Source organism: Modestobacter sp. VKM Ac-2984 (genome assembly GCF_026967985.1).
In the GTDB taxonomy this organism is placed as follows: domain Bacteria; phylum Actinomycetota; class Actinomycetes; order Mycobacteriales; family Geodermatophilaceae; genus Modestobacter.
Window position 1 is genome coordinate 359,863 of the sequence record NZ_JAPVBJ010000004.1, and the last position, 23,994, is coordinate 383,856.

General features: G+C 74.3%; 24 protein-coding genes and 1 pseudogene. 22 read left to right on the forward strand and 3 right to left on the reverse strand.

Features of this window, described 5'->3' with window-relative positions; genetic code table 11:
- Positions 1-38: 38 nt before the first annotated feature.
- Positions 39-1,931: a penicillin-binding transpeptidase domain-containing protein gene (locus tag O2W16_RS11490; protein WP_269158954.1), complete on the forward strand. Its 1,893-nt coding sequence runs from the start codon at positions 39-41 to the stop codon at positions 1,929-1,931.
- Here the strand turns inward: O2W16_RS11490 and O2W16_RS11495 are convergent.
- Positions 1,928-2,401: a ferritin-like domain-containing protein gene (locus O2W16_RS11495; RefSeq protein ID WP_269158955.1), complete on the reverse strand. Its 474-nt coding sequence runs from the start codon at positions 2,399-2,401 to the stop codon at positions 1,928-1,930. The genes O2W16_RS11490 and O2W16_RS11495 overlap by 4 nt on opposite strands.
- 39 nt (positions 2,402-2,440) lie before the next feature.
- Positions 2,441-2,944, reverse strand: a complete 504-nt coding sequence (locus O2W16_RS11500; protein WP_269158956.1) for a hypothetical protein — start codon at positions 2,942-2,944, stop codon at positions 2,441-2,443.
- 225 nt (positions 2,945-3,169) lie between these two features.
- Here O2W16_RS11500 and rimP point away from each other — a divergent pair, with 225 nt between their 5' ends.
- The 12 genes and pseudogenes from rimP (at position 3,170) to O2W16_RS11560 (ending at position 13,964) form a co-directional block, all read left to right on the forward strand.
- The gene (gene rimP / locus O2W16_RS11505) at positions 3,170-4,003 is read left to right on the forward strand and encodes a ribosome maturation factor RimP (protein ID WP_269158957.1); all 834 of its coding nucleotides are present in this window, start codon (positions 3,170-3,172) and stop codon (positions 4,001-4,003) included.
- A complete protein-coding gene (gene nusA / locus O2W16_RS11510) occupies positions 4,000-5,124 on the forward strand; it encodes a transcription termination factor NusA (protein ID WP_269158958.1) in 1,125 nt (374 codons plus the stop codon). Before rimP ends, nusA begins: the two co-directional genes overlap by 4 nt.
- An 8-nt stretch (positions 5,125-5,132) precedes the next feature.
- Entirely contained in the window at positions 5,133-5,399 is a 267-nt protein-coding gene (locus O2W16_RS11515) for a YlxR family protein (protein ID WP_269158959.1), read from the forward strand.
- Between the two features lie 212 nt (positions 5,400-5,611).
- A pseudogene (locus tag O2W16_RS11520) lies at positions 5,612-5,752 on the forward strand (translation initiation factor IF-2 N-terminal domain-containing protein); the annotation flags it as partial.
- Positions 5,753-6,805: 1,053 nt separating this feature from the next.
- On the forward strand, positions 6,806-8,644 hold the full coding sequence (infB, locus tag O2W16_RS11525) for a translation initiation factor IF-2 (RefSeq protein ID WP_269158983.1): 1,839 nt from the start codon (positions 6,806-6,808) through the stop codon (positions 8,642-8,644).
- 79 nt (positions 8,645-8,723) lie between these two features.
- Positions 8,724-9,023, forward strand: coding sequence for a DUF503 domain-containing protein (locus tag O2W16_RS11530; protein ID WP_269158960.1), 300 nt, complete (start codon positions 8,724-8,726; stop codon positions 9,021-9,023).
- Positions 9,024-9,108: 85 nt separating this feature from the next.
- Positions 9,109-9,660: a 30S ribosome-binding factor RbfA gene (rbfA, locus tag O2W16_RS11535; protein WP_269158961.1), complete on the forward strand. Its 552-nt coding sequence runs from the start codon at positions 9,109-9,111 to the stop codon at positions 9,658-9,660.
- Positions 9,657-9,899 (forward strand): hypothetical protein, encoded by a 243-nt coding sequence (locus O2W16_RS11540; protein WP_269158962.1) that lies wholly within the window; start codon positions 9,657-9,659, stop codon positions 9,897-9,899. The genes rbfA and O2W16_RS11540 overlap by 4 nt, the downstream gene beginning before the upstream one ends.
- 4 nt (positions 9,900-9,903) lie before the next feature.
- The gene (locus O2W16_RS11545) at positions 9,904-10,893 is read left to right on the forward strand and encodes a DHH family phosphoesterase (protein ID WP_269158963.1); all 990 of its coding nucleotides are present in this window, start codon (positions 9,904-9,906) and stop codon (positions 10,891-10,893) included.
- A gap of 35 nt (positions 10,894-10,928) precedes the next feature.
- Positions 10,929-12,191, forward strand: coding sequence for an MATE family efflux transporter (locus tag O2W16_RS11550; RefSeq protein WP_269158964.1), 1,263 nt, complete (start codon positions 10,929-10,931; stop codon positions 12,189-12,191).
- The gene (gene truB, locus O2W16_RS11555) at positions 12,188-13,108 is read left to right on the forward strand and encodes a tRNA pseudouridine(55) synthase TruB (protein ID WP_269158965.1); all 921 of its coding nucleotides are present in this window, start codon (positions 12,188-12,190) and stop codon (positions 13,106-13,108) included. Before O2W16_RS11550 ends, truB begins: the two co-directional genes overlap by 4 nt.
- A gap of 22 nt (positions 13,109-13,130) precedes the next feature.
- On the forward strand, positions 13,131-13,964 hold the full coding sequence (locus O2W16_RS11560) for an ExsB family transcriptional regulator (RefSeq protein WP_269158966.1): 834 nt from the start codon (positions 13,131-13,133) through the stop codon (positions 13,962-13,964).
- Here the strand turns inward: O2W16_RS11560 and larB are convergent.
- The gene (larB, locus tag O2W16_RS11565) at positions 13,955-14,632 is read right to left on the reverse strand and encodes a nickel pincer cofactor biosynthesis protein LarB (RefSeq protein ID WP_269158967.1); all 678 of its coding nucleotides are present in this window, start codon (positions 14,630-14,632) and stop codon (positions 13,955-13,957) included. The two genes, O2W16_RS11560 and larB, sit on opposite strands and share 10 nt — an antisense overlap.
- A gap of 38 nt (positions 14,633-14,670) precedes the next feature.
- On the opposite strand from larB, the gene O2W16_RS11570 reads away from it, so the two are divergent.
- The 9 genes from O2W16_RS11570 (at position 14,671) to dapB (ending at position 23,602) form a co-directional block, all read left to right on the forward strand.
- Positions 14,671-15,171: a GNAT family N-acetyltransferase gene (locus O2W16_RS11570; RefSeq protein ID WP_269158968.1), complete on the forward strand. Its 501-nt coding sequence runs from the start codon at positions 14,671-14,673 to the stop codon at positions 15,169-15,171.
- A gap of 91 nt (positions 15,172-15,262) precedes the next feature.
- Positions 15,263-15,589, forward strand: a complete 327-nt coding sequence (locus tag O2W16_RS11575; RefSeq protein WP_269158969.1) for an antibiotic biosynthesis monooxygenase family protein — start codon at positions 15,263-15,265, stop codon at positions 15,587-15,589.
- A gap of 196 nt (positions 15,590-15,785) precedes the next feature.
- Positions 15,786-16,937 carry a branched-chain amino acid aminotransferase gene (locus O2W16_RS11580; protein ID WP_269158970.1) on the forward strand — a complete coding sequence of 384 codons (1,152 nt, stop codon included), beginning with the start codon at positions 15,786-15,788 and terminating at the stop codon, positions 16,935-16,937.
- A gap of 37 nt (positions 16,938-16,974) precedes the next feature.
- Positions 16,975-17,946: a bifunctional riboflavin kinase/FAD synthetase gene (locus tag O2W16_RS11585; protein WP_269158971.1), complete on the forward strand. Its 972-nt coding sequence runs from the start codon at positions 16,975-16,977 to the stop codon at positions 17,944-17,946.
- Between the two features lie 216 nt (positions 17,947-18,162).
- Positions 18,163-18,432 (forward strand): 30S ribosomal protein S15, encoded by a 270-nt coding sequence (rpsO, locus tag O2W16_RS11590; RefSeq protein ID WP_091942961.1) that lies wholly within the window; start codon positions 18,163-18,165, stop codon positions 18,430-18,432.
- Between the two features lie 259 nt (positions 18,433-18,691).
- On the forward strand, positions 18,692-20,956 hold the full coding sequence (locus O2W16_RS11595) for a polyribonucleotide nucleotidyltransferase (RefSeq protein ID WP_269158972.1): 2,265 nt from the start codon (positions 18,692-18,694) through the stop codon (positions 20,954-20,956).
- The gene (locus tag O2W16_RS11600) at positions 20,953-22,344 is read left to right on the forward strand and encodes a M16 family metallopeptidase (RefSeq protein WP_269158973.1); all 1,392 of its coding nucleotides are present in this window, start codon (positions 20,953-20,955) and stop codon (positions 22,342-22,344) included. The genes O2W16_RS11595 and O2W16_RS11600 overlap by 4 nt, the downstream gene beginning before the upstream one ends.
- Before the next feature lie 7 nt (positions 22,345-22,351).
- A complete protein-coding gene (locus O2W16_RS11605) occupies positions 22,352-22,732 on the forward strand; it encodes a VanZ family protein (RefSeq protein WP_269158974.1) in 381 nt (126 codons plus the stop codon).
- 60 nt (positions 22,733-22,792) lie between these two features.
- A complete protein-coding gene (gene dapB, locus O2W16_RS11610; protein WP_269158975.1) occupies positions 22,793-23,602 on the forward strand; it encodes a 4-hydroxy-tetrahydrodipicolinate reductase in 810 nt (269 codons plus the stop codon).
- The last annotated feature ends 392 nt before the right edge of the window (positions 23,603-23,994 follow it).

Here is a 23,994-nt window from a genome sequence, read left to right on the forward strand (position 1 = left end):
GATCCAGCAGCAGGCGCGGGGCGACGCTCCGGGGGGCGATGGCCGGAGGTACCGCGGTGTTGGTGCTCGCCCCGTTGCTGGCCGGGTGCTCCGGCGACCCCTCCGACGACGTCCGGGACGCCGCCCAGGCGTTCCTCGACGACTGGGCCGCCGGCCGGGCGGACGCAGCCGCCGACCGCACCACCGACCCCGTCGTGACCGGTGCCCTGCTCGAGCAGACCGCCGAGGACCTGCCCGACGCGACCCTGACCACCGAGCTGGGCGAGGTGCAGGTCGAGGACGGCGTGGCGACCGTCGCCTGGCAGGCCACCTGGGACCTCGCCGCGGCACCGGACTGGGGCTACGACGCAACCCTGGAGCTGCAGGAGGGTGAGCAGGACGGCGAGGAGCGCTGGGAGGTCGTCGCTTCCCCGGCCGTCGTCCACCCGGAGCTGGCGGAGGGGCAGCACCTGGAGCTCGCCCGGTCGCTGCCGGAACGTGCGCCGATCACCGACGGCACCGGTGCGCCGCTGTTCACCGAGACCGAGGTGGTCGACGTCGGGGTGGACCCCGGTCAGGTCACCGACCTGCCGGCGCTGGCCGCCGGGCTGGCCGCGGCGACCGGCATCCCGGCGGAGGAGATCGCCGCCGACGTGCAGGCGGCGCCGGCCGGGCAGTTCGTCCCGGTGATCACCCTGCGCCGGCCGGACTTCGAGGCGATCCGAGCCCAGATCTACGACCTGCCCGGCGCGGTCTTCCCGACCAGCACCCGGTTGCTGGCGCCCACGTCCCGGTTCGGGCTCGCGTTGCTGGGCCGGGTCGGGGAGGCCACCGCCGAGGTGCTGGAGGGTGCCGTCGACGCCGACGGCGAGCAGCGTTACGCCGCCGGGGACCGGCTGGGCCTGTCCGGCCTGCAGCGGGCCCGCCAGGAGCAACTGGCCGGCACCCCCGGGTTCACCGTCCGGGTGGTCAGCACCGACGAGGCCCTCGAGGACCCCGGGCGGGTGGTGGGGACCGTCGAGCCCGTGCCGGGCACCCCGGTCCAGACCCCGCTGCTGCCGGCGGTCCAGAACGCCGCCGACGCCGCCGTGGCCACCCAGCCGCTGGCCACCCACCTGGTGGCGGTCCGGCCGGGCACAGGTGAGCTCCTGGCGGTCAGCTCCAACGAGGCGGCCAACCCGGTCAACGCCCTGGCCGGGCAGTTCCCGCCCGGCTCGGCCATGAAGGCGATCACGGCGACGGCACTGCTGTCGGCCGGCACGGTCGCGCCGGACACGCTCGTGCCCTGCCCGGCCACGAGGACGGTGGAGGGCCGGGAGTTCGAGAACGAGGACCAGTTCGACCTCGGGACGGTGCCGATGACCGAGGCGTTCGCCCGGTCCTGCAACACCACCTTCATCCAGCAGGCCCTCACCCTCCCCGACGGGGCGCTCGCCGACGCGGCCGCCTCCTACGGGGTGGGCACCGACTGGCAGCTGCCGGTCGACGTCTTCAGCGGGGACGTGCCCGCGGCCAGCACCGGCACCACCGAGGCCGCCGACGCGATCGGGCAGGGCCAGGTGCTGATGAGCCCGGCGCAGTTGGCGCTGGTCGCCGCCGGGATCGCCAGTGGCACCCCGGCCGTGCCCGTGGAGGTCGTCGGCGGCGATCCGGCCGGTGCGGCCCCCGCCGGGCCGGCCCCGGCCGTCCTCGACGCGTTGCGGCCGATGATGCGCCAGGTGGTGGTCGGCGGGACGGCCGCCGAGCTGGCCGACCGAGGCGAGGTGTACGGGAAGACCGGCACCGCGGAGTACGGCAGCAACACCCCGCTGGACGCGCACGGGTGGTTCATGGGTTACCAGCTCGGCGGCCCGCAGGGCGACATCGCCTTCGCCGTCCTGGTGGAGGCCGGGCAGTCCAGCAGCGTCGCCGTCCAGGTCGCCGACGCCTTCCTCGCCGCCCTCGGCGGCTAGGCCTCCGGCAGGCCGGGGAACGCGGTGGTGGGTGGGGTCCGCCCGGCCCGGATGCGCCAGCCGACCGCCCGCAGCTCGGCGGCGCCCAACGCCGCCACGCCGAACTGGCGGGTGCTGCGCTCGGTCGCCTGGTCCAGCACCCAGGTCCAGGCTGCGGAGGACCCCTCCTCCAACGTCACCGCCAGTGCGGCGGCGTCGACCGGGGACAACACCGGGAAGGGCAGCGTGTACCCCGGTTCGTCGTCGACCGGCTCGACCTGCCGGGCGCTGAGCAGGGCGAGCAGCTGGTCGCGGAGGTCCAGGTACGCCAGCTCGCACGCGACGACGAGGTCCCGGGACTCCGGCGGGAGCGCCGCACCGACGACCCCGTAGCCCCAGATCGCCACGTGGGCCGCGGCCAGCGCCTCCTGCAGTGCGGCGTCCTCCGTCGCGGTCGGCGACGCGGAAGGTGAACGCGTCCCGTCAGCCATCGTCGTCCCGTCTCCCGGCGGTGGGCTCCAGAGCAGCGGTCATGCCAGCACCGTCTCCTGCCCCCGGAGGCCCGCTGCGATGCTGCCGAGCAGCGCCGCACGGCCTCCGGTGAACTCCGGGCAGGCCGCGGCGTGCGCGGCGGCCGCAGTGCCGACGAGGCCCCGCAGCCAGGCGCGTGCCTCCGTCGGGTCGGTCGGCGCGGCGACGCCGCTGGTCGCCGCGGCGGTCGTCCCGAGGTCCCCCGGGGCGGCCGCCCGGAGCCGGTCCAGCTGCGCGAGGGCCTGTGCGGCGAGCGGGGTCAGCGACGCGGCGAGCTCCGGGGCGGTGCTCAACGCCTGGTCGTAGGCCGTCACCACGGCCTCTTGCACCCGGACCTGGGCGGCCAGCTGGTCGACCTGCGCCGGCGTGACCGCGTCGGTCACGTCGCCGGGGGTGCCGGTGCAGCCGGTGGCGACCAGCGCGCTGCCGGCGAGCGTGGCGAGCAGCAGGCTCCGTCGGGTGAAGGCGCCGGCGGCCGGGGGAGCGGGGAGGAGTCCGGACATCGCCGTCCATCCTGACAGTCCCGGGGGGCTCTCCTCGCCGAACGCACCGGCGCGGCGGTCGCCACCTGCAGGACCGGTGGTGCCGGCGGGGCGGGCGGTAGCCTGAAGGTTCACGCGGAGCACGCCGGTGGCCCATCGGGTCCGACCGGCCGGCCACCGGGTCCACCTCCGGTGGGCGCGTCGCCGTTCCGGACGTCGCGGTTCCCAGACAACAGGAGGCAGTCGGTGTCCACCCGAGGTGCAGGCACCGCGGACGTGGTGACCGCCAAGCTGACCGGCTGGGTCGAGCCCGTGGTCACCGCCGCCGGCTACGACCTGGAGGAGCTCGTCGTCCGTCCCGCCGGCCAGCGTTCGGTGGTCCGGGTCGTGGTCGACCGGGACGCCGGGGTGAGCCTGGACGACGTCGCCGAGGTCAGCCGCGCGCTGTCGGAGGTGCTCGACGCGCAGGACGAGGCGCTGGGGCGCTCGCCGTACGTCCTGGAGGTCACCAGCCCGGGCGTCGACCGTCCGCTCACCCTGCCGCGGCACTGGCGCCGCAACGTCGGCCGGCTGGTCAGCGTCGCCGTCGGCCCCGACTCCGGCCGGGAGCAGCTGACCGGACGGGTGCTCCGGGTCGACGACGACGGGGTCGTGCTGGCCGTGGAGAAGGGCGGCACCAAGAAGGGTCAGGTGCGCAAGGCGGTCGGCGAGCGCGCCGTGCGCTGGGCCGAGCTGGGCGAGGCCCGGGTGCAGGTCGAGTTCACCCGTCCGGCCGGGCACCGCGACGCCGCGCTGGCCCACCTCGCCGACGGCACCGGTGACGAGCACGACGACGAGCACGATGACGACGAGCACGACGACGACGAGCACGACGATGACGAGCACGGCGACGAGCACCAGGACGACGAGGCGCACCAGGACGACGACGAGACCGACGACGAGGTGCCCGCGGGCGCCGAGCACGACCACGAGCAGGACCCGGCCGGGGCCGATGCGACCGACGCGAGCGGGAGGACCGGACGACCGGCCCCGCGCCGCGCGCCGCGGGATCCCCGGCCGCGACGAGGAGGCAACAAGTGAACATCGACGTGACGGCTCTCAAGGCGGTAGAGCGGGAGAAGGGCATCCCCGCGGACACGGTGCTGCAGGCGATCGAGACCGCCCTGGTCACCGCGTACCGGCACGCGGACGGGGCGGCCAAGCACGTGCGCGTGCAGGTCGACCGCAAGAGCGGGGAGGTCGCCGTCCTGGCCCAGGAGCTGGGACCGGACGGTGAGGTCGTGCACGAGTGGGACGACACACCCTCGGACTTCGGCCGGATCGCGGCCAGCACCGCCAAGCAGGTGATCATCCAGCGGCTCCGGGACGCCGAGCACGAGCAGACGTTCGGTGAGTACGCCGGCAAGGAGGGCGACATCGTCAGCGGCATCGTGCAGGCGCACGACCGCCGCAACACCCAGGGCATGGTGCTGGTCGACATCGGCAAGGTGGAGGCCACCCTGCCGGCGCCCGAGCAGGTGCCCGGCGAGGACTACCGCCACGGCAGCCGGCTCAAGGCCTACGTCGTCTCGGTCGCCCGCACGTTCCGCGGCCCGCAGGTGACGCTGTCGCGCACCCACCCCAACCTGGTCCGCAAGCTCTTCGCGTTGGAGGTGCCCGAGGTCGCCGACGGCAGCGTGGAGATCGTCGCGGTGGCCCGGGAGGCCGGGCACCGGTCGAAGATCGCCGTCCGCACCAGCGTCCCCGGGCTCAACGCCAAGGGCGCCTGCATCGGCCCGATGGGCCAGCGGGTCCGCAACGTGATGAGCGACCTGCACGGCGAGAAGATCGACATCGTCGACTGGTCCGACGACGAGGCGAGCTTCGTCGCCTCGGCGCTGTCGCCAGCGCGGGTCACCAGCGCGCGGGTGGTCGACGCGGCCGCCCGGGCCGTCCAGGTGGTCGTGCCCGACTACCAGCTGTCGCTCGCGATCGGCAAGGAGGGGCAGAACGCCCGGCTGGCCGCCCGGCTCACCGGGTGCCGCATCGACATCCGCAGTGACGCCGAGTCCACCGACGGCGGTGCCCCGGTCTCCCCGGGGGTCGGGCGGGCTCCGCTGCGTCCGGGAGTGCAGGCCGGTCGGCCCGGTGCCCGTGGTCCGCAGGGCGGTCACCGGCCGCCCGTGCGGCGCGCGGAACATCCCGGGCCCACGGCGCGCTAGACTCCGTGATGGCCGATTCGTCGACGCCGGTCCGCACCTGTGTGGGGTGCCGGCGACGCGCACCGGCCACCGAGCTGTTGCGTGTCGTCGTCCGCGGCGGGGGGCTCACCCCTGACCCGCGGCGACGGCTCCCCGGCCGGGGTGCGTCCCTGCACCCCACCGCGGAGTGCCTGCAGGCAGCAGTTCGGCGCCGGGCCTTCCCGCGCGCGCTGCGCAGCAGCACGCCGCTGGAGACCGGTCCGCTCGAGGCCCACGTCCTCCGGCAGGTCAGCTGACCCGCCACGGCGCCGGTCCCGGGCGGACAGCACCGAGCACCAGGCAGTGAGCACCCAGCACTGAGCGCGATCCAGTCGGACCGGCACCCGGCCGGTCCACAGTCGAGAGCAGGACGACCTCGGATGAGCAACCCGTGAAGTCGCCACGATGACCATGCACCACTGAATCAGAGGTCGAGCGGGCCAGCCGCCGGCCTCACCAGAGGAGACCCGTGCCAGGCAAGGCCCGCGTACACGAGCTCGCGAAAGAGCTCGGTATCGACAGCAAGACAGTGCTCGCCAAGCTCAAGGAGCAGGGCGAGTTCGTGAAGTCCGCCTCGTCCACCGTCGAGGCCCCCGTGGCCCGACGGCTGCGTGAGGCCTTCCCCGGCGACGGTGCCCCGAGCTCCGGCGGCGGCAACGCCTCCGGCGCCCGCCCCGGTCCCCGTCCCGGCGCACCCGGCCCTCGACCGGCCCCGCCCGTGGCGGCTGCTCCGGCCGCCCCGGCTGCTCCGGCCCCCGCAGCACCGGCCCCTGCTCCCGCCGCGCCGCAGGCGCCGGCTCCGCAGGCCCCTGCCGCTCGGGCTGACGTGCCGGCTCCCTCGCCTGCCCGTCCGGCTGCCCCGGGCCCGCGTCCCGGCCCCCGGCCGGCGCCGCAGCCGGCGGCCGAGGCACCGGCTGCGCAGCAGCCCGCTGCCAGCGCCCCGGAGCAGCAGGCTCCGGCCGCCCCGGCCGAGCCGGGCGCCCGTCCGGCTGCCCCGGGCCCGCGTCCCGCCGGTGGTGCACCGGCCGGCGGCCCGGCCGCCGGTGGAGCGACTCCGGGTGCTCCGCGTCCGGCCGCTCCCGGGCCACGGCCCGGCCCCCGTCCGGCCCCCCGGCCGGGCAACAACCCCTTCAGCAGCGCCCCGCGTCCGGCTGCCGCCGGTCCGCGTCCGGGTGGCGGTGCGCCCGGCCAGGCCGGTCCCGGTGGGCCGCGTCCGGCTCCGGGTGGGCCCCGTCCTGGTGCCGGCGCCGGTGGCCCGCGCCCCGCGTCCGGTCCTGGCGGGCCCCGTCCCGCCGCCGGTCCGGGTGGGCCCCGTCCCAACCCCGGCATGATGCCGCAGCGTCCGAGCCCCGGCATGATGCCGCCGCGGCCGGCCGGTGGCGGTCGCGCCGGTGGCCCTGGTGGCCCCGGCGGTGCCGGTGGCCGTGGCCGTCCGGGTGGTCCCGGCGCTGGCGGTGGCTTCCGTCCCGGTGGCGGTGGCCCCGGTGGTCCCGGTGGCGCGCCGGCCGGTGGCGGTTTCCGTCCCGGTGGTGGCGGCGGTGGCCGTGGTCGTGGTCGCGGTGGCTCGGGTGCCGGCACCGCGGGTGCCTTCGGGCGTCCGGGTGGTCGCGGTCCGGTCCGTGGGCGCAAGAGCAAGAAGCAGCGGCGTCAGGAGTTCGACTCCATGGCGGCGCCCAGCATGGGCGGCGTCTCGCTGCCCCGTGGCAACGGACAGACCGTCCGCCTGCCGCGTGGCGCCTCGCTGACCGACCTGGCCGAGCGGATCAACGCCGAGCCGGCCGCGCTGGTCACCGCCCTGTTCCACCTGGGCGAGATGATCACCGCGACGCAGTCGGTCAACGACGACACCCTGCAGCTGCTGGGTGCCGAGATCGGCTGGGTCATCCAGGTCGTCAGCCCGGAGGACGAGGACCGCGAGCTCCTCGACACCTTCGACCTCACCTTCGGTGACGAGGAGAGCGACGACGAGGACGACTGGGGCATCCGCCCGCCGGTCGTGACCGTCATGGGTCACGTCGACCACGGGAAGACCAAGCTCCTGGACGCGCTCCGGCACGCCAACGTGGCGGGCAAGGAGGCCGGTGGCATCACCCAGCACATCGGCGCCTACCAGATCGTCACCGAGCTCGAGGGCAACGAGCGCCCGGTCACCTTCATCGACACCCCGGGTCACGAGTCGTTCACCGCGATGCGTGCCCGCGGCGCGAAGGTCACCGACATCGTCGTCCTGGTCGTGGCCGCCGACGACGGCGTCATGCCGCAGACGGTCGAGGCGCTCAACCACGCCCAGGCCGCCCAGGTGCCGATCGTGGTCGCGGTCAACAAGATCGACAAGGAGGGGGCCAACCCCGCCAAGATCCGTCAGCAGCTCACCGAGTACGGGCTGGTGGCCGAGGAGTACGGCGGCGACACGATGTTCGTCGACGTCTCCGCGACCACCCGTCAGGGCCTCGACGACCTGCTGACCTCGATCCTGCTGACCGCCGACGCCTCGCTGGACCTGCGCGCCAACGTGGGCCAGGACCCCCAGGGTGTGGTCATCGAGGGCAAGCTGGACAAGGGCCGTGGCCCCGTCGCCACGGTGCTGGTCCAGCGCGGCATCCTGCGCCAGGGCGACTCGATCGTGGCCGGCGACGCCTACGGTCGCGTCCGGTCGCTGCTCGACGAGCACGGCAACAAGCTCAAGGAGGCCCTGCCGGCCCGTCCGGTCCAGGTCGTCGGTCTGACCTCCGTGCCGCGCGCCGGTGACACCTTCCTCGTCGTCGAGGAGGACCGGATCGCCCGGCAGATCGCCGATCGCCGTCAGGCCCGCATCCGCAACGCGCAGAACGCGTCCATGCGGAAGCGGATCAGCCTGGAGGACCTCGACGCGGCGCTCAAGGAGACCCGTCAGCTCAACCTGATCATCAAGGGCGACAACTCGGGCACCGTCGAGGCGCTCGAAGAGGCGCTGATGAAGATCGAGGTGAGCGACGACCTCACGCTGCGGGTCATCCACCGCGGCGTCGGCGGGATCACCAAGAGCGACATCGACCTGGCGCTGGCCGACGACGTCATCGTCCTGGGCTTCAACGTCCGGGCCGAGGGCCAGGCCACGGAGCTCGCCTCCCGCGAAGGCGTGGACGTCCGGTACTACACGGTCATCTACCAGGCCATCGAGGAGATCGAGTCCGCGCTCAAGGGCATGCTCAAGCCCGAGTACGAAGAGGTCCAGCTGGGCACCGCGGAGGTCCGGGAGGTCTTCCGGGTCCCGAAGATCGGCAACGTCGCCGGCTCGCTGGTGCGCAGCGGCACGATCGTCCGCAACTCCAAGGCCCGTCTCATCCGGGACGGCGCCGTGGTCGCGGACAACCTGACCGTCGAGTCGCTGCGTCGCTTCAAGGACGACGCGACCGAGGTCCGGGAGGGCTACGAGTGCGGTGTCGGGCTGGGGTCGTTCAACGACATCAAGCCCGAGGACGTCATCCAGACGTTCGAGCTGCGCGAGAAGCCGCGCGCCTGACGTGACCCCGTTCTCCTCACGCCTCGCAGGCTCGGCATGAGGAGAACGGGGCCGTGACGCACTGAGAAACGGAGAGGCGGTGAGCGTGTTCACGGGCACGCTCACCGCCGACCTGTTGCTGGGCGACGTGCACTCGCTCAAGGAGAAGCGCGCCGTGGTCCGGCCGATCGTGGCCGAGCTGCGGCGCCACTTCGCCGTGGCCGCCGCCGAGGTGGGCGACCCCGACCTGCACCGTCGTGCGCAGGTGGGGGTCGCCACCGTGGCGGGCCAGCCCGCTCAGGTGACCGACGTCCTCGACGCCTGCGAGCGGTTGCTGGCAGACCGGCCGGAGGTGACGCTGCTGTCCACGCACCGGCAGTTGTTCAGCGAGACCGACTGACGGACGAACCCCTCGCCCCGCCGCTGGAACGCTCTCGGCGGGCCCGGCGAGGGGCCGCTCCATCCCACGAACCAGGAGATCCGAGATGGCCGACCCGGCCCGGGCGCGACGGCTGGCGGTGCGCATCCGCCAGATCGTCTCCGCCACGATCGAGATGCAGATCAAGGACCCCCGCCTCGGGATGGTCACCATCACCGACGCGCGGGTCACCAGTGACCTGCGCGAGGCGACGGTGTTCTACACCGTCTACGGCGACGCGCAGCAGATCGAGGACTCCGCGCGGGCCCTCGCCAGCGCCACCGGTGTGCTCCGCTCGACCGTGGGCAAGCAGACCGGGATCAAGTTCGTCCCGACGCTCACCTTCATCGCCGACATCGTCCCGGACACCGCCCGGGAGCTGGAGGAGGCGCTGGCGCGAGTCCGGGAGGCCGACGCCGAGCTGGCACGCGCACGTGAGGGCGCCCAGTACGCCGGCGAGCCCGACCCGTACCGCAAGCCCGCGGTCGACGAGGACGAGGACGCCGAGGACGCGGACGACCTCGAGGTCGCGACCGACGAGCCGGCGGACGCCGCTGCCGGGCGCACCGACGGCTACGCCGACGGCCGTCCCTCCGCCGCCGAGCGGAACGCCTCGTGACCGGGGCCGTCGACCCGGACCCGGACGACCTGGCCGGGCAGCAGCAGACGGCCGGGTTCGGCGGTCGGGAGGAGCCGGCCACCGGCGACCCCACCGCCGGCGGCAAGCACGGTGACGTCGGGACGACCGACAGCATCGCGGCGGACGAGCCGGACGACGGCACGCACTACGCGGTGGGTGGCGGCAACATCGACCCCGAGCCGCAGCAGCCACCGCACGCCGGCCCGGACGGCACCTGAACCGATGAGCACCGTCTCCGCGCCCGCGGACGCGGCCGTGGAGCTGCTCGCCGCCGCGGCGGCCGCCGGGCAGACGATCGTGCTGTCCGGGCACGTGCAGCCCGACGCGGACGCCCTGGGCAGCACCCTGGCGCTGGCCGAGGGGCTGCGCCGCTGCGGCGCCCGGGTGGTCGCGACCTTCCCCGAGCCGTTCACGCTGCCGGCCTCGCTGGGGTGGCTGCCCGGTGCAGGACAGCTGGTCGGTCCGCGGACCGTCCCGGCCGACGTCGACGTGTTCGTCAGCCTGGACGCCGCCTCACCGGGTCGCCTCGGTGACCTGGCCGCCCTGTTGACCACCGCGCGGCGGTCGGTCGTCGTCGACCACCACGCCAGCAACCCGGGGTTCGGCGAGATCCGGGTGGTCGAGCCGCACGCCGCCGCCACCGTCGTGCTCGTCGCGGAACTGCTGGACGGGCTGGGCGTCGAGCTCGACGAGTCGCTGGCCACCTGCCTCTACGCGGGGCTGACGGCCGACACCGGTTCCTTCCGCTTCGGCAACACCGCACCGGGCACCCACGAGCTGGCCGCCCGGCTGCTGCGCACCGGCATCGACCACGCGGCGATCAGCCAGCAACTGTTCGACACCGCCCCCTTCGGCTGGCTGGGGCTGCTCTCGGCCGTCACCGGCCGGGCGGTGCTGGAGCGGGACGTCGGTGCCGGCCTGGTCTGGACCTGGTCGACGGCAGCCGAGGCGGTGGCGCACGGCCTGGCCGCCGACCAGCTCGAGGCCCTGGTGGACGTCGTCCGGGCGACCGAGGAGGCCGACGTCGCCTGCGTGCTCAAGGGCCAGGACGACGGCTGCTGGTCGGTCTCCCTCCGCTCGCGCGGGGCCACCGACCTGTCCCGGGTGGCCATGGCCCTCGGGGGCGGTGGTCACCGCGCAGCCGCCGGCTACACGTCGACCAGTGACCGGGAGGACACGATCGCCGCGCTCCGGCAGGAGCTGGCCCGCTGAGCAGGTCGATCCCGTCCCTGGCGGCACCGGCGCTGGTGGTGCTCGCCGCTGAGCCGCTGTACCTGCTCGTCGACACCGCGGTGGTCGGCAACCTCGGGACCGTGAGCCTCGGCGGCCTGGCGGTCGGCGGCGGTCTGCTGGCCTACGTGGCCGCGCTGCTGAACTTCCTCGCCTACGGCACGACCGCCCGCGCAGCTCGTCGCGCCGGGGCCGGCGACCGGGCCGGCGCCGTCGCCGAGGGCGTCCAGGCGACCTGGCTGGCACTCGGACTGGGCGTCGGGCTGGCCGCCGTCTTCCAGGTCGCGGCCGGGCCGCTGACCCGGCTGCTGGCCGGCGGCGCCGGCCCGGTCGCCGACGCCGCCGAGGAGTGGCTGCGGGTCGGCAGCCTGGGGTTGCCGCTGCTGCTGATCGCGCTGGCCGGCAACGGCTGGCTGCGGGGTGTCCAGGAGCTGCGCCGGCCGATGGGCTACGTGCTGGCCGGCAGCCTGGTCAGCCTCGTGCTGTGCCCGCTGCTGGTGCACACGGTCGGGATGGGCCTGGTCGGTTCCGCGGTGGCGAACGTGATCGGCCAGGCGGTCTCCGCGGCGCTCTTCGTGCGCGCGCTGACCCGTGAGCTGGCCGGTTCGGCCATCTCGCTGCGGCCCCGGGCGACCGCGCTGCGGGCCCAGCTGGTGCTCGGGCGGGACCTGCTGCTGCGCGCAGCCGTGCTCCAGCTCGCCTTCGCCGCGGCCGCTGCGGTCGTGGCCCGGTCGAGCACCGCCGAGCTCGGTGCGCACCAGATCGCCCTGCAGCTGTGGCTGTTCCTGGCCCTGGTGCTCGACGCGTACGCCATCGCCGCGCAGACCCTCGTCGGTACGGCACTGGGCGCGGCCCGTCCGGCCGAGGCCCGGGCCACCGCCGGTCGGGTCGTCGGCTGGGGCCTGGGCACCGGCGTCCTGGTCGCCGTCCTGCTGCTCGCCCTGCGCCCGGTGCTGCCGCCGTTGTTCACCGACGACCCGGCCGTGCTCGCCGAGGCCGGCGTCGTGTGGTGGTTCCTGGCGCTGATGCAGCCGCTGGCCGGCGTCGTCTTCGCCCTCGACGGGGTGCTCATGGGTGCCGGCGACGTCGCCTACCTGCGCACGGTCACCGTCGGCGCAGCCCTGGTGGGGTTCGTCCCGCTGTCGCTGCTCTCCGGCTGGCTGGACTGGGGGCTGCCGGGTGTCTGGACCGGCCTGACCCTGTTCATCGTGCTGCGGCTGGTCGCGGTCGGCTGGCGGATGCGCGGCACCGCCTGGCTGGGTGAGAGCGTGGCAGCGTGAGTCCGAAGAAGCCTGACGCCGACGTCCCGCCGTCCCTGCTGCTGGTCGACAAGGCCGGCGGCATGACCTCCCACGACGTCGTCGCGCGCGCCCGGCGGGTGCTGTCGGTGCGCAAGGTGGGGCACGCCGGCACGCTGGACCCGATGGCCACCGGGCTGCTGGTGCTCGGCGTGGGGGCGGCCACCCGGCTGCTCGGCCACCTGGCCGGCTCGGACAAGACCTACGAGGCCACCGTCCGGCTCGGCCAGACCACGGTCACCGACGACCGCGAGGGCGAGGTGACCGCCACCGCGTCGGCCGCCGCGGTCACCGAGGACGCCGTCCGTGCCGCGCTGGCCGGCCAGGTCGGTCCGCTGCAGCAGGTGCCGTCGTCGGTCAGTGCGGTGAAGGTCGACGGCCGGCGTTCCTACGACCGGGTGCGGGCCGGTGAGGAGTTCGAGCTGGCGGCCCGGTCGGTGACGGTGCACCGGATCGACGTCCACGCCGTCCGCCGTCCGACCCCCGACCTGGTCGACGTCGACGTGACCGTCTCCTGCAGCACCGGCACCTACATCCGGGCGATCGCCCGGGACGTGGGCGCGGCCCTCGGGGTCGGCGGCTACCTCACCGCGCTGCGCCGCACCTCCTCCGGCCCCTTCGCCACGACCGCGGCCCGCCCCGTCGAGGACGCCGCCGGGGCGCTGGCCGGACCGGGCAGCGGGCCGGGCGTCCTGGGCCTGACCGACGCCGCCCGGGCGGTCTTCCCGGCCCGCGAGCTCACCGCGGAGGAGGCCGTCGCCCTGGGGTACGGCCAGCGGGTCCCGGCCACCGGTGCGCCCGGGTTGCACGCGGCGGTCGCCCCCGACGGGCGGCTGGTCGCGCTGGTGGAGGACGCCGGATCGGTCGCCCGGGTCGCGGTCGGCTTCCCGCCCGGCTGACCCGGATGACACCCTGGCCACGATGAGCGGACTCGAGCACCGGCTGGCCCTGCTGGACGCCGAGCTCGGCGCCGTGCCCGGTGTGCTGGTGGCGTTCTCCGGTGGGGTGGACTCCGGGGTGGTGCTGGCGGCGGCGGTGCGGGCGCTGGGGGTGGACCGGGTGGTGGCGGCGACGGCGGTGTCGCCGAGCCTGCCGGCCGCGGAGCGGGTGGCGGCGCACGAGTTCGTGGTGGGTCTGGGGGTGCGGCACGAGCAGCCGGGCACCGATGAGCTGTCGCGGCCGGGGTACGTGGCCAACGCCGGGGACCGGTGTGCGTTCTGCAAGTCCGAGCTGGTGGACGTGTTGACGCCGTTGGCCGTGGAGTTGGGGATCGCTGATGTGGTGACCGGTACGAACGCCGATGACCTGCGGGCGGGGTTCCGGCCGGGGATCGCGGCGGCGGCGGCGCGGGGGGCGTGGGCGCCGCTGGCCCGGGCGGGGATGGGCAAGGACGACGTGCGGGCGGCGGCCCGGTTGTGGGGTCTGCCGTTGGCGGAGAAGCCGGCGGCGGCGTGCCTGGCCAGCCGGATCGCCTACGGGGTGCCGGTGTCGGCGGTGGGGCTGGCCCGGGTGGAGGCGGCGGAGGCGGCGCTGCGGGCGGCGTTGACCGGGGCGGGGCACGTGGTGCGGGACCTGCGGGTGCGGGACATGGGGGGCGACGTGGCGCGGGTGGAGGTCGATGCTGCGCTGGTGCCGGTGGTCGGGCCGGAGCTGCTGGCCGTGGTGACCGGCTTCGACCGGGTGGAGCTGGACCCTCGGGGCTTCCGGTCGGGGGCGATGAACGAGCTGCTGCCGGACCCGGTGCGCTACCGGTGAGCTGACCGGACGATCCGCGCGGCCGCGACGCCGGCGCCGAAGCCGTTGTCGATGTTGACCACCAGCACACCGGGGGCGCAGGCGGTGAGCATGGTGAGCAGCGCGGCCAGGCCCTCGAACGCGGCGCCGTAGCCGACCGAGGTGGGGACGGCGACCACGAGCCGGTCGGTGAGCCCCGCGACCACGCTGGGCAGCGCGCCGTCCATCCCGGCGACCACGACGACCGCATCGGCCGCGGCCAGGTCCGGGGCGACGGCGAGCACCCGGTGCACACCGGCCACCCCGACGTCGTCCACCCGCCGGCACCCCACCCCGCTGGCGGCCAGGGTGGCGGCGACCTCGGCGGCGACCGCGCCGTCGGAGGTGCCGGCGGTGAGCACCAGCACCTGGCCCACCGGGGGCGGGGGAGTGCCCACCCAGGCCACCCGGGCGACCGGGTCGACGTGGGCCTCCGGCCAGCGGTCGCGCACCGCCGCAGCCGTGGGCTCGTCGACCCGGGTGGCCCAGGCGAGCGGGACGCCGGCGTCGCGCAGCCCGGCCAGACAGGCCACCGTCTCGGCCGGGGTCTTGCCGCCGGCGAAGACCACCTCCGGGGTGCCGGTCCGGGCCGCCCGGTCGGGGTCGAGCCGGGCGAGGCCGATGTCGGCGGTACGTGGCTGCTCGGTCACCGCGCCAGTGTCGCCCACCGGCTCGGCACACTGTCCGGGTGCTGGTGCGGCGACGGGTGGGCCACGACCTCCCGGGCAGCGTCCGCGCCCTGCGGGAGGTGCACGAGGCCGACGGGTACCCGGCCCGGTGGCCGGCGGACCCAGCGGCGTGGCTCACGCCCAGCGGGACCGTCGACTGCTGGGTGGCCGAGGTGACCGGCGTCGTCGTCGGGCACGCCTGCTTGGTTGGCGGCGTCGTGGACGGGGTGGTGAGCCGACTGACCGGGGCGCCGGCCGACGGGTTGGGTGCCGTCTCCCGGCTGTACGTCGCGCCGCAGGGGAGAGGGCGGGGTCTCGGCGCCGGTCTGCTGGGAGCGGTGACCACGGGCGCCACGGAGCGTGGCCTGCAGGTGGTGCTCGACGTGGTCGAGGGCAGCGGTGCCGTGCGGCTGTACGAGCGGCTGGGATGGCGGCTGGTCGACCGCCGGTCGGCCGACTGGACGACGCCCTCGGGAGCGCGTCCGTCGATCCGGGTCTACCTCCCCCCGCCGCCGGGGTGACCGCACCCTCCCGCACCAGCGGACGGTGACGAGCGGCCGTGTGTCCGCACCCGCCGTGTCGAGCCGGTCGTCGCTGGGCAGGATGCCGTGCATGAGCGTCGTCAAGATCAACGTCGTGACCATGCCCGAGGACAAGCGTGCCCGCTTCGAGGAGCGGTTCAAGGGGCGGGCCGGTGCGGTGGAGACCACCCCCGGGTTCGAGTGGTTCGAGCTGCTCCGCCCGGTCGCGGGCACCGACTCCTACCTCGTCTACACGCGGTGGACGAGCCAGGAGGCCTACGAGGCCTGGCAGAACAGCCAGGACTTCGACCGGGCGCACGACGGCGGGGGCGACACCCTGGCCCCGGCCGCCGAGCGCTCGCAGCAGCACGTGTGGAGCTACGAGGTCGTCGAGTCCGCGGCCCCGAAGAGCAGCTGACCCGCCGGCCCGTGCCGTCGTCGCCGCCGCCGCGGTGACGACGGCCGGGCCCGCCGGTCGGTCCGGCCGCACCAGCTCCTGGACGGCGTTCGTCCCGCTGCACGTGCTGCGGGCCCGCGCTGCCGGGCTAGGGTGACCGTGCGGGCCTGGCAACCGCCGGGCCTCGCTCCAGCACGAGCACCAGCAGGTGGGAGCCATGACCGACACGCTCGCCGACAGCCGTACCTCCCCCCGGGACTTCGCCGCGGGTGTGCCGCTGGTCGTGGAGGACGTGCCCCGCCGTTCGGTCGCCGAGCGCACTCGTCAGCTGGAGGACCCGGGCTTCGGCCGGTACTTCACCGACTCGATGGTCGTGGCCCGGTACCGCGTCGGCCAGGGCTGGGTCGACGCCCGGCTGACCGCCTACGCCCCGCTCCAGCTGGACCCGAGCGCCGCCGCCCTGCACTACGCGCAGTCGATCTTCGAGGGCCTCAAGGCCTACGTCCAGCCCGACGGCAGCGTCGCGACCTTCCGGCCGGAGTCCAACGCCGCCCGGTTCGCCCGCAGCGCCGCCCGGCTGGCGATGCCCGAGGTGCCCGCGGAGTCCTTCCTCGCCGCTGTCGACGCCCTGGTCGACGCCGACCGCGACTGGGTGCCCACCGGCCCCGACCAGACCCTCTACATCCGGCCGTACATGCTGGCCGTGGAGCCGTTCCTCGGCGTCCGCCCGGCGCACGAGTACCTGTTCATCGTCATCGCCAGCCCGGCCGGGGCGTACTTCCCGCGCGGCGTGCACCCGGTCTCGGTCTACCTCTCCGAGGACTACATCCGGGCCGCCCCCGGCGGCACCGGCGACGTCAAGTGCGCCGGCAACTACGCCGCCAGCCTGCTGGCCCAGGAGCAGGCGATCGCCGCCGGCTGTGACCAGGTGGTCTGGCTCGACGCGGTGGAGAAGCGCTACGTCGAGGAGATGGGCGGGATGAACCTGTTCTTCGTCCTCGGCTCCGGCGCCGACGCGGAGCTCGTCACCCCCGAGCTCACCGGCACGCTGCTTCCCGGCATCACACGCGAGTCGCTGATCACCGTCGCCCGGGAGCTCGGGCACCCGGTGACCGAGCGGAAGTTCAGCGTGGACGAGTGGCGGGCGGGCGTGGCCGACGGCTCGATCACCGAGACGTTCGCCTGTGGCACCGCCGCCGTCATCACCCCCGTCGGCCAGGTGAAGGCGCGCACCGGCGACTTCACCGTGGGCACCGGGGAGCCCGGCCCGCTGACCATGCAGCTGCGCGCGCACCTGCTCGACGTGCAGCACGGCCGGGTGCCCGACACCCACGGCTGGCTGCACCGCGTCGCGCCCGCGGCCTCCTGAGCACGTCGACCACTCGGCACCGGGGGAGAGGAACGGCGTGCTGCGCTGGCGTGGGCTGGACTCGACCCCGCAGGACCTGGGGCGCACCGTGGTCACCGTCGGCATGTACGACGGGGTGCACCGTGGCCACCAGCACCTGATCGGTGCCGCGGTGGCCCGGGCGCGGGCGCTCGGGCGGCCCGCGCTGCTGCTCACCTTCGACCCACACCCCTCCGAGGTGGTGCGGCCCGGGTCCCATCCGGCGATCCTGACCTCGGCCGACCGCAAGGCGGAACTGGTCGCCGAACTGGGCGTGGACGCGATGTGCGTGCTGCCCTTCACCGCGGAGTTCAGCCGGCTGTCCCCGGGGGAGTTCACGCACACCGTGCTGGTCGAGCACCTGCACGCCGCCCAGGTGGTGGTGGGCCGGAACTTCACCTACGGGCACAAGGCGGCCGGCACGGTCCAGACGCTGGCCGCCGAGGGCCGGCGGTTCGGCTTCAGCGTCGAGGGCGTCGACCTGACTAGCGTCGGCTCGGCCCCCGCCCTGGCCGGCGACGGCGAGGTGACCATCTCCTCCACCTACATCCGGGCCTGTGTGGCCGCCGGTGACATGAGCTCGGCCGCGCTGGCCCTGGGCCGCCCGCACCGGGTCGACGGCATCGTCGTCCGGGGCGACCGCCGGGGACGGGAGCTCGGCTATCCGACCGCCAACGTGGAGAGCCCCGCGCACACCGCGATCCCCGCCGACGGGGTGTACGCCGGGCGCCTGGTGCTGCGCGACCACCGCGGGGCCAGCCGCAGCACCCACCCGGCCGCGATCTCGGTGGGCAGCAACCCCACCTTCGCCGGCGCCCGGCGCACCGTCGAGGCGCACCTGCTCGACTTCGAGGGCGACCTCTACGGCGAGCACGTGGGCGTGGAGTTCGTCGAGCGGCTGCGCCCGATGCTCAGCTTCTCCGGCGTCCCGGAACTGCTGGTGGCCATGGGCGAGGACGTCGCCCGGACCCGCGCCGTCCTGGCGGTCTGAGACCGCAGCCCGCCGGGCCGTGACGCGGTCGGCTGCCGATCCCTCCCCGGGCCGGGCCGTGTCCCCGCGCCCACAGGCCAGCCTCCGGCCCCACTCGGCGGGGCGTGCCCCTGGTGCGGCCGTGTAACCTCGAACCGACGTCGGGTGACCGACGTGTGTGCATGCTGCCCCCGTGACACAGACCGGGGGCCACACGTGACCTGCCCTGGAGGCACCATGGCGCTGGAGAGCGCGACGAAGAAGCAGATCATGACCGAGTACGCGACGGTCGAGAACGACACCGGTTCCCCCGAGGTGCAGGTCGCGATGCTGACCCGACGGATCAGCGACCTGACCGAGCACCTCAAGCTGCACAAGCACGACCACCACAGCCGGCGGGGCCTGCTCCTGCTGGTCGGTCGTCGCCGGCGGCTGCTGAACTACCTGGCCAAGACCGACATCAACCGGTACCGCTCGCTCATCGAGCGGCTCGGCCTGCGCCGCTAGCACCACCGAGGGGACCGCTCCGGCCACGCCGGGACGGTCCCCTCACTCGTGCGGCACCCGCCGCACGGGAACACCGGCCCCACGCCGGCCGCCCCGCGAGGGCCGGTCCTCGGTAGTGGCCCCCGGGACGCAGCGACCCTGAGTGCAGGACCCGCGAGCGCGACCCCGAGGGCTTCGATCGAAGACCGGTCGCCCCGGACGCCGCCGGCGCGACGCCGCGAAGAGGACGTCGCCGTATGCGACGTAGGAAGAGGACACGATGTCCGCACCCACCACAGATCCCACCGACTTCGACGCCGAGGACGGCGTGTTCACCGCCACCGCGGTGATCGACAACGGGGCCCTCGGTTCCCGCACCGTCACCTTCGAGACCGGCCGCCTCGCCAAGCAGGCCGCCGGCTCCGTCGTCGCCACCATGGGCGACACCACGCTGCTGTCGGCCACCACGGCCGGCCGTCAGCCCAAGGAGCAGTTCGACTTCTTCCCGCTGACGGTGGACGTCGAGGAGCGGATGTACTCGATCGGGAAGATCCCCGGTTCGTTCTTCCGCCGCGAGGGCCGCCCCTCCGAGGACGCGATCCTCACCTGCCGGCTGATCGACCGCCCGCTGCGGCCGACCTTCGCCAAGGGCCTGCGCAACGAGGTCCAGGTCGTCATCACGGTCCTGTCCCTGGACCCCGACCACCTGTACGACGTGCTCGCGATCAACGGCGCGTCGGCCTCCACCCAGCTCTCCGGCCTGCCGTTCTCCGGCCCGATCGGCGCGACCCGGGTGGCGCCGATCAACGGCCAGTGGGTGGGCTTCCCGACCCACGCCGAGCTCGAGGACGCAGTCTTCGACATGGTCGTGGCCGGCCGGCTCCTGCCCGACGGCGACGTCGCGATCATGATGGTCGAGGCCGAGGCCACCGAGAAGACCATCGAGCTGATCGCCGGTGGCGCCACCGCCCCGACCGAGGAGGTCGTGGCCCAGGGCCTCGAGGCGGCGAAGCCGTTCATCAAGGCGCTGTGCCAGGCGCAGTCCGCGCTGGCCGGCAAGGCCGCCAAGCCGGAGGCGCACTTCCCCCGCTTCCTGGACTACCAGGACGACGTGTACGCCGCCGTCGAGGCCCAGGCCGCCGAGAAGCTCGCCGCGGCCCAGGCCATCGCCGGCAAGCAGGAGCGCGAGGAGGCCACCGACGCGCTCAAGGACGAGGTCAAGGCCGCCCTGTCCGGGCAGTTCGAGGGCCGCGAGAAGGAGATCTCCGGAGCCTTCCGCGCCGTGACCAAGAAGGTCGTCCGGCAGCGCATCCTGCGCGACAAGGTCCGCATCGACGGCCGTGGGCTCACCGACATCCGGCCGCTGTCGGCCGAGGTCGAGGTGCTCCCGCGGGTGCACGGCTCGGCGCTGTTCGAGCGTGGCGAGACCCAGATCATGGGCGTCACCACGCTGAACATGCTCCGCATGGAGCAGCAGCTGGACACGCTGAACCCGGTCACCCGCAAGCGGTACATGCACAACTACAACTTCCCGCCGTACTCCACCGGTGAGACCGGCCGGGTGGGCTCGCCCAAGCGCCGCGAGATCGGCCACGGCGCGCTGGCCGAGCGGGCACTGCTGCCGGTGCTGCCGGACCGCGAGGAGTTCCCCTACGCGATCCGTCAGGTCTCCGAGGCCCTCGGCTCCAACGGCTCCACCTCGATGGGCTCGGTCTGCGCCTCGACGCTGTCCATGCTCAACGCCGGTGTGCCGCTGAAGGCCGCGGTCGCCGGCATCGCCATGGGCCTGGTCTCCGACGAGGTCGACGGCACGACCGAGTACGTCGCGCTGACCGACATCCTCGGCGCCGAGGACGCCTTCGGTGACATGGACTTCAAGGTCGCCGGCACCAAGGACTTCGTGACGGCCCTCCAGCTGGACACGAAGCTCGACGGCATCCCCTCCGACGTCCTCGCCGGTGCGCTGACCCAGGCCCGCGCGGCCCGGCTGCACATCCTCGACGTCATGCTCGAGGCGATCGACGGCCCCGACGAGATGAGCGCGTACGCCCCGCGGGTGACCACGGTGCGCATCCCGGTCGACAAGATCGGCGCGGTCATCGGCCCCAAGGGCCAGATGATCAACGCGATCCAGGACGAGACCGGCGCGGACATCACCATCGAGGACGACGGCACGATCTACGTCGGCGCCTCCGACGGCCCCTCGGCCCAGGCCGCGGTCGACCGGATCAACGCCATCGCCAACCCGACGCTGCCGAAGGTCGGCGAGCGGTTCCTCGGCACCGTGGTGAAGACGACGGCGTTCGGCGCCTTCGTCTCGCTGCTGCCCGGCCGCGACGGCCTGGTCCACATCAGCAAGCTGGGCAACGGCAAGCGGATCGCCAAGGTCGAGGACGTCGCGAACGTCGGGGACAAGCTGCAGGTCGAGATCACCGACATCGACGCCCGCGGCAAGATCAGCCTGGTGCCGGTCGTCGAGGGCGAGGCCGGCGCTGCCGGTGACGCAGCCTCGGCCGACGAGACCGCCGCCCCCACGGAGGCGTGAACACGAGTACCGACCTGACCGGGGCCGGGGCGGGCGCTGCGGCGTCCGTCCCGGCCCCGGTCGGTGTCACCACCCCCGGGGTGACGCAGCTGCTGGACGTCGACGAGGTCGGCGGCCGGGTGGAGCGGACCGAGCTGCCCGGCGGCCTGCGGGTGCTCACCGAGACGATGCCCGGAGTGCTGTCGGCGACGCTGGGCATCTGGGTCGGCGTCGGGTCCCGGGACGAGAGCCCGGAACTGGGCGGTTCCTCGCACTTCCTCGAGCACCTGCTGTTCAAGGGCACGCAGAGCCGCACGGCGCTGGAGATCGCGACCGCGATGGACGCCGTCGGCGGTGAGATGAACGCCTTCACCGCCAAGGAGCACACCTGCTACTACGCGAACGTCCTCGCCAGTGACCTCCCGCTGGCGGTGACCCTCCTCGGTGACCTCGTCACCGAGGCCCTCAACACCGCACCGGACCTGGAGTCCGAGCGCACGGTGGTGCTCGAGGAGATCGCGATGCGCGACGACGAGCCCGCCGATGCGGTGCACGACCTGTACGCGGAGACACTGTTCGGCGACACCCCGTTGGGGCGCTCGGTGCTCGGCACGGTGGCCTCGATCGAGGCGCTGAGCCGGGACGACGTCGACGGCTGGTACCGCGACCGCTACGCCGTCCCCTCGATCGTCGTCTCGGCGGCCGGGCGGGTCGACCACCAGCAGGTGCTGGACCTGGTCACCGCCGCCTTCGGCGACCGGCTGACCGGGGGAGCACGGCCCGATCCGCTGCGGCTGGGGACCGACGTCGTCCTCGCCGGACCGGCGCAGCCCACCGGGCTGATCCACCGGCGCACCGAGCAGACCCACCTGCTGTTGGGCAGCCTCGGGATGGGCCGGCTGGACGAGCGCCGCTACGCCGGGGCCGTGCTCGACGCGGCGGTGGGCGGCGGGATGAGCTCGCGGCTGTTCCAGGAGATCCGGGAGAAGCGGGGCCTGGTGTACAGCGTGGGCTCCTCGCTCACCCACTACGCCGGCACCGGGAGCTTCTCCGTGTACGCCGGGTGCTCGCCCAAGCGGGTGCCCGAGGTGCTCCGGCTGATCCGGGCCGGACTCGCGGAGGTCGCGACCACCGGCCTGACCGCCGAGGAGGTCGCCCGGGCGCGTGGCCAGCTCAAGGGCGGTCTCGTGCTGGGGCTGGAGGACACCGGCTCGCGGATGAGCCGGCTGGGCAAGAGCGAGCTGTCCTACGGCGAGTACCTGCCGGTGCGGGCCGTCCTCGACCGGATCGAGGCCGTGCAGGAGGACCAGGTGCGCGCGGTGGCCGCAGACCTGTTCACCCGGCCGACCTGCCTGGCCGTCGTCGGCCCGTACCGCGAACGCGACCTCGACCGGCTGCTCGCCGCCTGAGCCGCCGATGACCTCCCGCCCGACCGCGGTGTCCGCCGGCCACGGTCCGCTCGCGCGCGGCGTGTTCGCGGTCGTCGTGCTGGTCTCCCTGGCCGTGCTGTTCACGCCGGCCTCGGGTGTCCCGTCCGCTCCGGCAGGCGTGGACAAGGTCGTACACGTGCTGCTGTTCGCGGTGCTGGCGGTCAGTGGTCGATGGGCCGGCGTCGGCCGGGCGGTGCTCGCCATCGTCCTCGTGGTCTACGCCGCGGTCAGCGAACTGGTCCAGTCCCTGCCCGTGCTCAACCGGTCGACGTCGGTCGTGGACCTGCTCGCCGACGTCGCCGGGGTCGTCGTCGGGCTCCTGGTGGGGGACGCCCTCGCCCGGCACCGGGGCACCCGCCCCGCCTGACCGTGCCGGTGGGTGGGGTGCCGCCTTGCGTGCGGCGCCCGCGTTGGTGAGCATCGCGGGATGAGCACCCCACCGGCCCCCGACGTCCAGCCCCCGTCCGCCACCTCCGGAGAGGCCCCGCTGGTCTCGGTGGGGGTGCTCGGCGCTCGGGGCCGGATGGGCGCCGAGGTCTGCCGGGCGGTCGACGCCGCCGAGGACCTCGAGCTCGTCGCCATGGTCGACGAGCGGGACTGGCTGTTCAACGTCGCCGACGCCGGTGCTCAGGTGGTCGTCGACTTCACCCGTCCCGACTCGGTCATGGACAACATCCGCTTCTGCATCGACCAGAACATCCACTGCGTCGTCGGGACGACGGGCTTCGACGAGCAGCGACTGGCCACGATCGCCGAGTGGCTGGAGCCCAAGCCCGACGTCGGGGTGCTCATCGCACCGAACTTCGGGATCGGGGCAGTCCTCCTCATGCGCTTCGCCCAGGAGGCGGCCCGCTTCTTCCCGTCCGTGGAGATCGTGGAGCTGCACCACCCGAACAAGGTCGATGCACCCTCGGGCACCGCAGCCCGTACGGCCCGGCTGGTCGCCGCCGCCCGACGGGCCGCGGGCGTCCCGGCCGCCCCGGACGCGACCCGGGAGTCCGACTCCCTGCCCGGGGCGCGCGGTGCCGACGTCGAGGGCGTGCCCGTGCACGCGGTCCGGCTCGCAGGCCTCGTCGCCCACCAGGAGGTCTTGATGGGAGCCGCGGGAGAGACGTTGACCCTGCGGCACGACTCCTACGACCGGGCGTCGTTCATGCCCGGGGTGCTCCTCGCCGTCCGGGAGATCCACCGCCGGCCCGGCCTCACCGTCGGGATCGAGTCCCTGCTCGGCCTCTGAGGCCCTCAGGGCGGTCCACGGGTCGTTCCAGGGCGCTCGGAAGGTGACCTGCCTCGCAATCTCCGGTCGGGTGATCGGCGCTGACCTGGGCTTTCTCTCCGGCGAGTGGCCTCGGGAGCCGGTCAGGGCGCTCCGGGGCCCTCTGGCGGTTTGACGGAGCCGGGGACGGCACGTAAGTTCTTCTTTGCGCCGAGCGAGACCGGGTCGAAAGAGCCGGGAGCCGCGAGGTCAGACCCCCGGGTGTGACAGCGAGCCGTGCACGGCGTACAGTCGGACAAGCCGCCTCGAACGAGGGCCAAGCAATTGGTCGGGTTTCGTGCGCGTCCGCTCCTTGAGAACTCAACAGCGTGCCGAAAGTCAGTGCCAAGTAACAAATCCCCCTTCGGTGTCTT